The following is a 13353-nucleotide window of genomic DNA, read 5'->3' as shown; positions in this document are numbered from 1 at the left end:
GTCGGATCACCCGGCCCAGCTCGCCTTCACTTCAGCCTTGCTGCCAGCCGCTTGTCCATCTGCCGAAATAGCGGCTGTGTCAGCCGGGTCACCGGACCGGGCAAGGCGGCTAACGCCAGACTGCCCAAGGTGCCCACCGGACTGCCCACCCGGGCATCCCGGGTTTGGATGGCCCGCACAATCCAACCTGCCGCCTTGTCAACGTTCATCATGGGCATGTGCCTATAGAGACTGGTGCGATTAGACATGGGGGTCCGCACCATCGGAAAGTACACCAGACTCACCGCAATACCCTGATCCGAGAGTTCCGCCAACATTGAACGGGAGAAAGATTCCAGCGCCGCTTTGCTGGCCAGATAAGCGGAGAACAGCGGGATCGGCACCTGACTGGAGAGCGTAGAGATGTTGACCACCTGCCCCTCACCCTGCTCCAACATCCGAGGCAGCAACTTCAACGTCAACCCAACGGCAGCCAGATAATTGATATTGATAGTGCGCTGGTAATCGTGAAGCCGATCCAACGCTTCGCTGATCGGGCGACGGATAGAGTGAGCCGCGTTGTTGACCAGCACATCGATCCGCGACTGCTCAACCAGGATGCGGCCTGAGACCGCAGACAAGGACGCCTCGTCGGTCAGGTCAGCAGGATACGACCAGGCCATTCCACCCGCACGGACGATGTCTTCCCTCACCCGATCAAGCTCATCTTCGCGCCGTGCCACCAGGCAGACCTTGGCACCGGCGGCGGCCAGCTGCCTGGCGGCGGTCTCACCAATTCCGCTTGACGCCCCGGTAATGACAATGGTTTTGCCACTCACATCAACGTGCATATATGCCCCTAGCCGGTTATCGGAACCACCATACTAGCGCCGTCATTCCGCGGTGTCCCTGCCCCGATTCGGTTTCGGCCCCCTGGGCCATGCCGCATTACCGGTAAGCTACAGCCCCCGACGTCGGATTCGGTCAACATTCAGGTTCATCAGATGGCGCAATACATGGCGGAACAGGAAGCGGCGAGGGCCTTTCAGGTTGCTTCCATGCTGCCGGTAGAAATCATCTGGCTGCTCGTATATCCCCAAATCGTCCGCAATGCCTTCCCGCTGAATGTAGGTATTGTCCCCGGTCCAGTCGTTATCCGGTTTGCTCAGGCATGGAGTTGCAATGCCATAACCACTGAAACCCTCACATTGGCCCGCGAACCTGGCCTGAACCTGCTCAAGGTAAGGGCGGTCAATGATGAAACCCTCAATCTCAAGCCACTTGCCGTCGAGATACACCTCCACCCAACTGTGGATGATGCGTTCCGGCGCGAACGGGAACAGATAGCCCGGAATGGCGCCTTTTTGCAGATCATTGAAAATAGTAAAGCCATGGAACCGGGTGGGTATGCCCACCGCCCTGAGCAATGCCATCAACAAGGTGCCCTTGGTATTGCATTGACCGTAGCCATCCTTGAGCACCTGACTGGCCGACAGGGTGTCATCCTTGTTGTAGCCGAAGGCGATCTGGTCACGAACATAACCATAGATGGAGGCAGCCGCATCGGCCTGGGGCAGCAGCCGCCAGCGCTGCTGATCAAGCAGTTGCTGGAGGCTTTCATGGTGAAAGTCCAGCATCGGGGTTGCCTGAAGGTATGCTTGCGTAAGGCTGGTCATGTGTCGCTCTCCTGTTCTGGTGATGCCAGAGTATGCGCGGCACGTTGGCAAGACTTGAATAAAGTAGCTATCGATCAAAAACCGCCATCGCTTCCCGGATGGACATGCCAAAGTTACTTCGGAACGTTCGGCTCAGATGGGCACTGTCGGAGAAGCCCGCTTCATGGGCAGCCTGAGTGGCGGACATACCTTTGCTCATTCCATTGACGGCACACAACAGCCTTCGCCAAAGTAGGTAAGGCCGCCAGGCAATCCCCATCTGCTCACGGAACAAGTGCAGAAAACGCCCTTCCGACAGGCTCAGCGATGTCGCCACCTCCGAAGCCCGCCAATGGTCCGGCTTAAGGCAGTGATCCATAAAGCAGGCATCCAGCGACGACAACAGGCGAGCAATCCGATCATCCCCGATGGTGCTGCTAACATCGCCGCTAACCTGTGGACTTGCCTTCCCCAACACCTGGGCCAGGCGCGGTAAAACCCGCTGTATAGCGCCCTTAGATTCGACCAGTTCAGTCAAAGCCGGCAACCCTTCAACAACCCGACAGCGATGTCCGGCGAGGGTGTCAGCCAACAGCTCACCCCAGTCAGATTGCGGCTCCAGCAAAATGACCAGCCCTTGCTGCATCTTCAGGCAATGGGGAACGCCAGAAGCTACGATAACCGGTCCGGTCTCAAGCTGACCGTCAATCGTCATCTCGCACCGTTCGACCGGCCAGACCACCTGGATCGCATGGTGGGCATGAACGTCAGCATCCAACGCCCCTCCAACCACCAGCAACATGCCGGGCTGGAGATGTACGAACGGTGTTCGCCCCTTCCGCTTAGTCATATTCCTGGGATTGCGGTAAGTCATCTTGAATATCATGCCAAGGCGCCTTGCTACCCACAAACACGTGCCGCGCAGCCTTCACACCAGGGTCAGTGTCGAGCGTCCCCAGCGGGAACCCTAGAATATCCGGGAACCGATCAAAGCGCGTATACAGACTGGAACCGCAGTTGGAACAAAAACTCTTGTGCTCCCCAGGAGATGACTCGTAGAACCGAATCAGCGCGTGCCCCTGCAGGGTTGCCCAGTCCTGAGCGCGAACTCTGGCTCGAGTGCGGAAAGCGGATGCGTGTAACTTGCGGCACATGGAGCAATGGCAGTTCAATACGTCGGTCAGCTCCCCATTAATTTCATACCGCACACCGCCACACAGACAACTTCCCTGATGAGCCACAACAGCCCTCCTGTCTTTTCCTATTACCTGCAAAAGAGCACATGCCACCAGCATGCGGGTGGCCAACCTGCTCTGATAACTAACGGACTACCTCGAATTCGACATTCGCGATCGGTAAATTGTTGACCTTAACCTCACCCTGCCATGTTCCAGGTCTATCTCCCTTCTGCGGGGTATAGGTCAGGAAACCGTGAAAAAACCCGCTCAGAGACGCCGAGTCCTCACGGTAAAAGGCCTTGCTTTGACCAGACTGGTCTTTGATGGAGAACTCTATTTGATAGGTTCCCTGTGGAATATCCGATAAGAAGCTAACCAAGTTGAAAGCACTGTCACCAGATATCGAAAATTCACTTCGACTGTCCAATGGCATATTTCGTGGCGACAGTGCCCCACTGGCAATCACGGCCCCCAACATCCCATGAGCCCTGAAAGCAGGAACACCAATTTCCGGATCACCAAAGACCTGACCTCGGTCATAGGCTTGCCTAAGAATCAGGTTCCCATTCGAAAAATAGCTCTCTAAGGCGCCGTCATACCATCCCTCGTGCATCTGGCCGCGACCGATGACATTACCACTGGGTCCGAATTCCAGGTACGCCCCTTCATACATTCCCCTGGCAACGGAATACTCATAGTAAACAGAACCATCGGGATACAAGCCTCGTTTCGCAATGACCTCGCCTTCTTTGTATTCCCATAGCTCAACAGGGCTGCCGAATTGATCAAAATGGGTTGCCTCGCCAACTGGCTTTCCACGTAAAAAGGTCGTTTCGCTTTGAGGAGGCCCAAAAATACTTTCTGACAAGACAAGCGTATGAGGATCATCGGGAGCCCACAGAAAGAGCTCCGCCAAGTGGGCATAATCACTATACCGACGGCGATCTCCGAGCTCGGCAGCCCGCTGGTAATAGTCCAGTGCTGCTTGATACTGGCCCTGCTCCAACGCTAGCCTACCCAGTTGGGCCCGCGCTTCAGCATCCAGTGGGTTAAGCGCCAGAGCGATAGCCATAGCCCTTTCGCCCTCGGCGGTGTTACCCAGAGTCTTTTCAATCAACCCCGACAATCGCCAGCCAGTTACATTGTAAGGATTCAGTCTTACCGCTTCGCGCAGGTATTCTCTGGCATCGACCAGGTAGCTACCACAGCTGTATGCTTTGCCGAGCTGGTAGCTGGTATAGCCGTTGCCAACGTCCTGATACGCCCTCATATATTCCGACAAGTGATCACAAGGGTTTTCACCTCGTCGGTTCAACAGTTGAAGTTGCCAATATACTGCCAGCGCAGAGAGCGACGGATATCGTAGCGCCTTGCCATCAACATGCCGGAGAAAGCTATCGGTCTGCCCTGGGGCGCCACCCCAACTGGTTTCCAATGAATGAAGGTACGTTTCATGAAGGAAGTAGCTGCCCGGATCACGGTTCAGGCCCTCCTCAAACAGACGCTTACGCTCTTGTGGACCATCCATTCTCATGGCAATTTCCAGCCCCATTTCATAGGGCTGAACCAGTTCGTCATCAAGTTGGGTCACAAATTCGAGATCTGTTTTGGCCCATCCCAAGTACAACGCCATACGCTGTCTTGACCACCAGGAGGTTCTGTTAATCACGTCATTGCCGCGGGCATTGAGTCCGAGGTTTATCAGATAAGAGGCACGAAACAGGTAGGGCAACGGATGGCCAGGGAATTGATCGACCCATCCGTCAAGCAAAGGTAAAAGGTCTATTTCCGGGCGCCGGATCGCCGTCAAGGCAAAACGAATCGCAGTTTTCGCCGCATCAGATCCGTCATCCAACAGAGCATCCAACTGCCCAGTCAAGGATCCATACTGCCGCTTTTGCAACAACAACAACCATTGCTGGCCCTCAATACCCGAGACCGGCTGTATGGCTGAAGCACGCAAGTCTCGGTTCTGGTAATCAAGAATCCAAACGGGATTCTGGGTTACTGAATAGACCCCATTCCCCAGAAGCCCGAGTCCCAGAACACACAACCCTAACCAGGCAGCTGCTAATATTTTGGCCAACACCCTCTCCTTCCTTGGCAGTTAAGTTACAACAGAAACCGGCCAGGAGTCTCCAGACCCATGACACGCTTTCACGTGAGCAATACTAGTTCAATCGATCTTCAGTTTAAAAGCTAACTTATTGACGAAAGTAGTTGTTATAAAAAGCTGGATTAGGTGAGGGTCGAAGGTAAAACACGTTGAAGCACAAAAAGAAAACCCCAGAGCTCATCACTCCGGGGTTCTCTTTGCTAAGGCGGTGGACGCAGGTCAGCGGGTTACTGCTCGACGAAGGCCCGCTCGATGACATAGTGGCCAACGTTACCTTGGCGCGCCTCGGTGAAGCCCTTGGCGTTGAGGATGGCACAGGTATCCTTGAGCATGCTGGGGCTGCCACAGATCATGAAGCGGTCATTTTCCGGGTCGAGTTCCGGCAGACCCAGGTCACGGGTCAGCTTGCCATTTTCCATGGCATCGGTGAGCCGCCCCTGGTTTCGGAAATCTTCCCGCGTAACGGTTGGGTAATACAGCAGCTTGCCCTGCACCATCTCACCAAAAAATTCGTTATCCGGCAGGTCGGTAATTTCCTGCTGGTAGGCCAGCTCACTGGTGTAACGGACACCGTGGGTCAGGATAACCTTGTCAAAGGCATCATAGACTTCCGGGTCCTTGATAATGCTCATAAACGGAGCCAGCCCGGTGCCGGTAGAAATCAACCACAGGTTTTTGCCCGGCAACAGATTGTCGAGAACCAGGGTGCCGGTGGGTTTACGGCTCACCAGAATCTCGTCTCCCACCTGGATTTTCTGGAGCCGGGAGGTCAACGGGCCGTCCTGCACCTTGATGGAGAAGAATTCCAGTTCTTCTTCATAGTTGGCACTGGCGATGCTGTATGCACGCATCAGCGGTTTTCCGTCGGTTTCCAGGCCAATCATGACGAAGTGGCCGTTCTTGAACCGGAAACCCGGGTCCCTGCTGGTCTTGAAGCTAAACAGAGTCTCGTTCCAGTGATGGACGCTGGTCACGGTTTCTTTCATCAAGTTGCTCATCGTCTCGCCCGTAATCGTAAATGGTTATCAAATCATCATTGCATCCATACTAACCCAAGGTTAACCTATCGATGAAATGGGATATTTTCATAACCTTATTCGGATTTTTCGATTATGCGATACAGCTTTCGCCAACTTGAGGTTTTCCTGGCCGCCGCACACTTCCAGAACATCACCAAGGCAGCAGAATCCCTGTCCATGTCCCAGTCCGCGGCCAGCAGTGCGCTCAAAGAACTGGAAAGCCAGTTCGACATCCAGCTGTTTGATCGGGTTGGCAAACGGCTTCAGCTGAACGAACTGGGCCGGCTCTATCGCCCCAAGGTCGAGTTTCTGCTGGCCCAAGCCCGTGAACTGGAACAGGCATTGGCAAAGCATACCGAAGTGGGCGCCTTGAAAGTGGGCGCCACCCTCACCATCGGCAATTACCTCGCCGTAGGCATCATGGCTCAGTATATGAAGTCGGAAACCCAACCCCGGGTTTCGTTGGAAGTGGCCAACACTCGCACCATTGCCCAGCGGGTCATCGATTTCGAGCTGGATATCGGGCTGATCGAAGGTGAACTGCAATCGCCGGAACTGGAAGTCATTCCCTGGCTGGCGGACGAACTGGTGGTGTTCTGCGCGCCGAGCCACCCGCTCGCCAAGAAAGGCAGCCTCTCCGACCAGGATCTCAAGGAAGCCACCTGGATCATGAGGGAGCCCGGCTCCGGCACCCGCCAGACTGTGGAGCGAGGCATGCACGGCATCCTTCCGGAGATGAAAATCTTGCTGGAGCTGGAACACACCGAAGCCATCAAGCGCGCGGTGGAAACAGGGCTGGGTATTGGGTGTCTATCCAGGGTTTGCCTTGAGGATGCCTTCCGGCGCGGCAACCTGGTGCCTTTGGAGGTGCCGGATTACCGTCGCTTCGACCGCCAATTTTACTTTATCCTACACAAACAGAAGTATCGAAGCGCCGGAATCGACCGTTGGATGGCGCTGTGTCGGGAACTGGAATCCTGAGCGGCCACGACACCGTGCCGGCGCCTAACCAGGGCCGGCTGTGACCGGCCCATAACGGCCTAGCGCCAACTCCCCATCACCTTACTGGGCTCAAACCCGAAACGTTCCAGCAGCGCGGTGTATTCATCGGTCGCCACAAAGGCCTCGATCGCCGTGTTGATGGCATCCAGATCGGATTGAGTGGTCGATTTCTTGCTCAACAGAAAATGCACCACATCGGCGTTCAGAGTGTGCTCATGGACCGAAATCTGATCGGCCATCGCCAGTGACTCCGCTGTGACATGGAGACTGACCACATCACCAACAACGGCATCGATACGATCCAGCATGAGCATTCTGAGCAAACGTTCATTATCGCTGGCCAGAAACAGCCGATTACTCCGCTGCAGGGCACTATGATCCAGGTCTCGGAATTCTTCCCCGTAGTAGCCCCCGTTGACCGCGCCAATGGCAACATCGTACCGCGACATGAACTGAGCGAGGCTGGTGGCCGGGTATCGCCCCCGGTCTTCCCGCCGTGTTAACAGCACCATGCGCTCTTCCCGATAGCTACGGGTAAAACGACCATACACCTGACGAGCCGGTGTGATCGATGCGCCGGCCACCAGATCGATCTCGCCCCGTTCGATGCCCACCAGCGCCCGTTTTGAGGGGTACTCTACAAAGTGGTAGCCGCACCCAGCCAGCTCGAGGATATGCCTGACCAGCTCATAGTCCAGGCCGGCCATGTCCCCTTCGGCAGTACGGTACATATACGGCTGCCAGGCCGCCTGGTTGACGACCAGGGTCTTGGAACACTCCGCCCAGGCCGGCGCTAACGGGAGCCCCAAAAGCACCAGCCCGACCAACCACCTGAAATTCATAGGTCTTTCATCCTGTTCCCGGGCCGCTGTACGGCTCGTACAACCAAGGTAGTAGATGAAGGAAATATATCAGATTTGGCAGTAATTGGACCGCCGCCCTGGAGTCGCCTCCAGTTCCGGCACACCACTACGGGGAGGAAGCGTCGATGACCGCATCAAGCCATGACCGGACCACTATGGAAGCGGAACTCAACGTCCGGGGTCTCGATCAGGCGCTGCTCAAGCGCCAAAAAAGTGGCTACCCGTTCGTCAATGCTAGCACCAGCCGCCTGTTCGGCCAGGGTGAGGTAATCCTGGTAATGCCGAGCCTCGGATTTGAGCAGGCTGTTGTAGAACTCCGCCAGCTTGTCGTCCAGATGCGGCGCCAGTGCCGCGAAGCGCTCGCAAGAGCGGGCTTCGATAATGGCGCCGACGATGAGCACGTCCACCAACCGCCCTGGATCCTCGCTTCGTACTTCCTTCCGCAAGCCGGCGGCGTAGCGGGCTGGGGTCAGGTGGTCGTATGCCACCCCCCGCTTCTTCATGATCGCCAGTACTTGTTCAAAATGCCGTAATTCCTCCCGGGCCAGGCGCGACATCTTGTTGAGCAGATCCACGTTATCGACATAGCGGTACATCAGACTCAACGCGGTAGAGGCGGCCTTCTTCTCGCAATGGGCATGGTCAATCAGCATCAGCTCCTGATTGGCCAGGGCGTTCTCGATCCAGCGCTCCGGTGTTCGGCACGGCAGGAAATTGTGGATGGCGTCGAGGGCGGCAGTCATGGGCTTGGAATAACCGTCAAAAGTCGTTGGGGGCGCGATTATACACGATTGACAAAGGCCGTCCGACCACCGTCCAGCTTAACTTTTGCCATGGATTCCTATAGAATGCAGCGCCAGTTAGGGAGCCTCTGCGTGGCTCCCGGAGCGTTTCCGCGAGTCCTGAAGCATGCAGGTGCAAGGCGCAGGCGCCGCCAATGGCTGCTGTCCTTGACGAGATCCGTGTCGCCGCAGATGTATGCTTGAGGGCTTGCCCGTTTGGGCGTTCAGAGCCTGAGACGCTCCCGTAGCGGCTCCGAGGCTCCAATAGCCTTTTCGCCATAAAACTTCCGCCAGGCAATGACGCCATAAGCGCGGGACATTCCAACTGATGAGGGTCCATATCGTGTTAGAAGCCTATCGTGAACACGTTGCAGAACGCGCGGCTCTGGGCATTCCCCCCAAGCCCCTGAATGCTGAGCAGACCGCAGCTCTGGTTGAGCTGCTGAAGAACCCGCCTGCCGGCGAGGAAGAAACACTGGTTGATTTGCTTGAGAACCGTATTCCGCCGGGCGTTGACGAAGCTGCATACGTGAAGGCTGCGTTCCTGACCGCGATCGTCAAGGACGAAACCTCCTCTTCGCTGGTCGACAAGCCCAAAGCGGTCCAGTTGCTGGGCATGATGCAGGGCGGTTACAACATCGCCACTCTGGTCGAGCTGCTGGACAGCGCCGAACTGGCCGAGCTGGCCGGTGAGCAGCTGAAAAAGACCCTGCTGATGTTTGACGCCTTCAACGATGTGAAGGAAAAAATGGACGCCGGCAATGCCGTGGCCAAAGGCATCATGGAATCCTGGGCCAACGCCGAGTGGTTCACCAGCAAGAACAAAGTTGCTGAAAGCATGAAAATGGTCGTGTTCAAGGTGACTGGTGAAACCAACACCGACGACCTGTCCCCGGCTCCTGATGCCTGGTCCCGTCCAGACATCCCACTGCACGCCCGTGCAGCCTACAAGATGACCCGTGATGGTCTGACCCCGGAAGAGCACGGCGTGACTGGCCCCATGAGCCAGATCGAAGAAATCAAGGCCAAGGGCCTGCCGGTTGCCTTTGTTGGTGACGTGGTTGGTACCGGTTCTTCCCGTAAGTCTGCCACCAACTCCGTACTGTGGTTCTTCGGCGAAGACCTGCCTGGCGTACCGAACAAGCGCGGCGGCGGTGTGTGCATCGGCTCCAAGGTTGCCCCGATCTTCTTCAACACCATGGAAGACGCGGGTGCCCTGGTATTCGAAGCGCCCGTTGACAACATGAACATGGGCGACGTGATCGAGATTCGTCCGTACGACGGCAAGATCCTGAACGAAGCCGGCGACGTTATCTCCGAGTACAAGTTCAAGTCCGACGTGATCCTGGACGAAGTTCAGGCCGGCGGTCGTATCCCGCTGATCATCGGTCGTGGCCTGACCAACAAGGCCCGTGAAGCTCTGGGTCTGGGCGCTACCGACATCTTCCGTCTGCCGGTTGATCCGGAAGCCGGCACCAAGGGCTTCTCCCTGGCCCAGAAGATGGTGGGCAAGGCGTGTGGCCTGGAAGAAGGCCAAGGCGTTCGTCCGGGCACCTACTGCGAGCCCAAGATGACCACTGTTGGCTCCCAGGACACCACCGGTCCGATGACCCGTGACGAGCTGAAAGATCTGGCGTGTCTGGGCTTCCAGGCCGACCTGGTCATGCAGTCCTTCTGTCACACCGCCGCTTATCCGAAGCCGGTTGACGTTGAAATGCAGCACACCATGCCTGACTTCATCCAGACCCGCGGCGGCGTCGCCCTGCGTCCGGGTGACGGCATCATCCACTCCTGGCTGAACCGCATGCTGCTGCCGGACACCGTTGGTACCGGTGGTGACTCCCACACCCGTTTCCCGATGGGCATCTCCTTCCCGGCCGGTTCCGGTCTGGTTGCGTTCGCCGCGGCCACCGGTGTTATGCCGCTGGATATGCCTGAGTCCGTACTGGTTCGCTTTAAAGGCGAAATGCAGCCGGGCATCACCCTGCGCGACCTGGTTCACGCCATTCCGCTGTACGGCATCAAGCAGGGCATCCTGACCGTTGAGAAGAAAGGCAAGATCAACGAATTCTCCGGTCGTATCCTGGAGATCGAAGGCCTTGAGCACCTGACCGTCGAGCAGGCGTTCGAACTGTCTGACGCTTCCGCTGAGCGTTCCGCTGCCGGCTGTACCGTAACCCTGTCTGAAGATTCGGTTGCCGAGTACCTGCGCTCCAACATCGTCATGCTGCGCTGGATGATTGCCGAAGGTTACGGCGATCCGCGTACCCTGGAGCGTCGCGCTCAGCAGATGGAAGAGTGGCTGGCTAACCCGAGCCTGATGCGTGCTGACAAAGACGCTGAATACGCCCATGTCATCGAAATCGATCTGGCCGACATCAAAGAGCCGATCGTTTGCTGCCCGAACGACCCGGACGACGCCAAGGTCCTGTCCGAAGTGGCTGGTGACAAGGTGGACGAAGTGTTCATCGGCTCCTGCATGACCAACATCGGCCACTTCCGTGCCGCCGGTAAGCTGCTGGAACAGCACAAGGGCCCGCTGAGCACCCGTCTGTGGATGTCTCCGCCGACCAAGATGGACCAGGCTCAGCTGATGGAAGAAGGTTACTTCAACACCTACGGCACCGCCGGTGTACGCACCGAGATGCCAGGCTGCTCTCTGTGCATGGGTAACCAGGCTCGCGTAGCGCCTCAATCCACCGTGCTGTCCACCTCCACCCGGAACTTCCCGAACCGCCTGGGTGATGGCGCCAACGTGTACCTGACCTCTGCCGAACTGGCGGCTGTGGGCGCGGTTCTCGGCAAATTGCCGAGCACCGAGGAGTACATGGAGTACGCCAAGGACCTGAACAGCATGTCGGGCGAGATCTACAAGTATCTCAACTTCGACAAGATGGACGACTACACCAAGAAAGCCGCCGAAGCCAGCGCTAGCTGAGCTTCCGGGCCAACCGGTTAGTTGACCGGAAACGCCAGCCTTCGGGCTGGCGTTTTTTTATGCCGTGTTCCATGGCACGGACCCACGACCGAGCCATGGCCCCTGCCCTGACCGTGTTGAACACCGGGCAGGCAATCAACAGGCATGAAAGCCAGATACGAAAAAAGGTGCCCCGGAAGGCACCTTTTCACTATCTATTAAAACGTCTTTCGAACGTTCTTAAATCGTTTTCAAAACGTTTTCAGCACCTGATGCTGCCGCAGCCTATCAGGAGCCCATCGCCCGGTCGAAGCCATCCTGTACGTCCTTCGTCGGCTCCGCACCGGCCAGAGACACCAGAACGATGGCGATGGTTGCCAGGATGAAGCCAGGAATGATCTCGTACAGATCCAGGATACCACCGGACAGGTTGCCCCAGACCACCACCGTGGCGCCGCCCACAACGATACCGGCAACCGCACCGGCACGGGTCATACGCTTCCAGTACAGGGACAGGATCAACGCTGGGCCGAAAGCAGCACCGAAGCCCGCCCAGGCGTAGGAGACCAACTCCAGCACCTGGCTGTCGGGATCGAACGCCAGAATACAAGCCACCACCGCAATGCCCACCACGGCCAGACGGCCTACCCAGACCAGCTCACCCTGGGACGCCTCACGGCGGAACAGCGCCTTATAGAAGTCCTCCGCCAGCGCAGACGACGACACCAACAACTGGGAGTCTGCGGTACTCATGATGGCCGCAAGAATCGCCGCCAACAGAATGCCGGCAATCACCGGATGGAACAGCGCGTCCACCAGCAGGATGAAGGAGCGTTCACCGTCGTCCAGCGGAGTCTCAAAGTAGCCAATGGCGGCAAAACCCACCAACAGCGCGCCGAACAGCCCCAGTCCACTCCAGATCACCGCGATACGACGGGCAGCGGGAATATCCTGCTCGCTTCGAATGGCCTTGAAGCGGGCCAGGATGTGCGGCTGGCCGAAGTAGCCCAGCCCCCAGCCAAGCAGCGACAAAATCGCAATCGCCGTCATGGCGGAACCGTCGCCACTGGTCAAGGCATTAAGAAATTCCGGGTTTTTCAGTTCCATGGCCGCTTTGGTAGCGCCCCAGCCGCCATCGGCATTGATAGCGATAATGGGCACCAGCAACAAGGCCGCGAACATCAGCAGGCCCTGGATGACATCGGTCCAGGCCACCGCCAGGAAGCCGCCAAAAAAGGTGTAGGACACCACCGCCAGAGTACCAATGATGACCGCCGTGGAGTAATCCAGACCAAACACCGTTTCAAACAGCTTGCCACCGGCAACCAGGCCGGAGCTGGTGTAGAAGAGGAAGAACAGCAGAATGAAGAAGGCTGACACGATACGCAGCAGGCGGGAGGTATCGTGGAAGCGGTTTTCAAAAAACGATGGCAGTGTCAGCGAATCCCCTGCGGCCAACGAATAGGTGCGTAACCGACGGGCCACGAACAACCAGTTGAGCCAGGTACCCGCCAGCAGGCCGACGGCAATCCAGATCGCCTCGTAGCCAGCGGCGTAAGCGTACCCAGGCAAACCGAGCAGCAGCCAGCCACTCATGTCGGACGCGCCTGCACTCAGGGCAGACGGCAAGGGCCCCAGACTACGACCACCCAGGATGTAATCGGACAGATTGGATGTACGGCGATAGGCCACGTAACCAATCCCGAGCATGAGCAGAATGTATACGACAAAGGTCAAACTGACCCCCAAGTTGCCTTCAATCATAAGAATTTACTCCCAGTGCGCTGTTGTCGCTAATTGTTATGGGTTTGAGGTACCGGATTCGTGCAGAAGACTTGAACG

General features: G+C 57.1%; 11 protein-coding genes. 2 read left to right on the top strand and 9 right to left on the bottom strand.

Annotated features, from left to right (window positions below):
• Positions 1–26: 26 nt before the first annotated feature.
• The 6 genes from N6L25_RS12955 to N6L25_RS12930 all read right to left on the bottom strand — a co-directional run bounded on the left by N6L25_RS12955 (position 27) and on the right by N6L25_RS12930 (position 5926).
• The gene (locus tag N6L25_RS12955; RefSeq protein WP_271981025.1) at positions 27–830 is read right to left on the bottom strand and encodes an SDR family NAD(P)-dependent oxidoreductase; all 804 of its coding nucleotides are present in this window, start codon (positions 828–830) and stop codon (positions 27–29) included.
• Positions 831–938: 108 nt separating this feature from the next.
• Complete coding sequence (locus N6L25_RS12950; RefSeq protein ID WP_271981023.1) at positions 939–1655, bottom strand: transglutaminase-like domain-containing protein; 717 nt, start codon at positions 1653–1655, stop codon at positions 939–941.
• Between the two features lie 67 nt (positions 1656–1722).
• Positions 1723–2484 carry a helix-turn-helix domain-containing protein gene (locus N6L25_RS12945; RefSeq protein WP_271981020.1) on the bottom strand — a complete coding sequence of 254 codons (762 nt, stop codon included), beginning with the start codon at positions 2482–2484 and terminating at the stop codon, positions 1723–1725.
• Entirely contained in the window at positions 2477–2929 is a 453-nt protein-coding gene (locus tag N6L25_RS12940) for a GFA family protein (protein ID WP_271981018.1), read from the bottom strand. The genes N6L25_RS12945 and N6L25_RS12940 overlap by 8 nt, the downstream gene beginning before the upstream one ends.
• 25 nt (positions 2930–2954) lie before the next feature.
• Positions 2955–4898, bottom strand: coding sequence for a hypothetical protein (locus N6L25_RS12935; RefSeq protein ID WP_271981016.1), 1944 nt, complete (start codon positions 4896–4898; stop codon positions 2955–2957).
• 257 nt (positions 4899–5155) lie between these two features.
• Entirely contained in the window at positions 5156–5926 is a 771-nt protein-coding gene (locus tag N6L25_RS12930; protein ID WP_271981014.1) for a ferredoxin--NADP reductase, read from the bottom strand.
• A 114-nt stretch (positions 5927–6040) separates the two neighbouring features.
• Here N6L25_RS12930 and N6L25_RS12925 point away from each other — a divergent pair, with 114 nt between their 5' ends.
• Entirely contained in the window at positions 6041–6928 is an 888-nt protein-coding gene (locus N6L25_RS12925; protein ID WP_271981012.1) for a LysR family transcriptional regulator, read from the top strand.
• 59 nt (positions 6929–6987) lie between these two features.
• Here N6L25_RS12925 and N6L25_RS12920 read toward each other — a convergent pair whose 3' ends face one another.
• Positions 6988–7791 (bottom strand): substrate-binding periplasmic protein, encoded by an 804-nt coding sequence (locus N6L25_RS12920; protein ID WP_271981011.1) that lies wholly within the window; start codon positions 7789–7791, stop codon positions 6988–6990.
• Between the two features lie 155 nt (positions 7792–7946).
• Positions 7947–8555, bottom strand: coding sequence for a tRNA-(ms[2]io[6]A)-hydroxylase (locus N6L25_RS12915; RefSeq protein ID WP_271981009.1), 609 nt, complete (start codon positions 8553–8555; stop codon positions 7947–7949).
• A 382-nt stretch (positions 8556–8937) separates the two neighbouring features.
• Here N6L25_RS12915 and acnB point away from each other — a divergent pair, with 382 nt between their 5' ends.
• Positions 8938–11532, top strand: a complete 2595-nt coding sequence (acnB, locus tag N6L25_RS12910; RefSeq protein ID WP_271981250.1) for a bifunctional aconitate hydratase 2/2-methylisocitrate dehydratase — start codon at positions 8938–8940, stop codon at positions 11530–11532.
• Positions 11533–11799: 267 nt separating this feature from the next.
• Here the strand turns inward: acnB and putP are convergent, their stop codons facing one another.
• Entirely contained in the window at positions 11800–13272 is a 1473-nt protein-coding gene (gene putP, locus N6L25_RS12905) for a sodium/proline symporter PutP (protein WP_442915246.1), read from the bottom strand.
• Between the last annotated feature and the right edge of the window lie 81 nt (positions 13273–13353).

This window comes from Marinobacter sp. SS21, assembly GCF_028369065.1.
Lineage (GTDB): Bacteria > Pseudomonadota > Gammaproteobacteria > Pseudomonadales > Oleiphilaceae > Marinobacter.
This window is presented reverse-complemented; position numbering and strand designations above follow the sequence as displayed.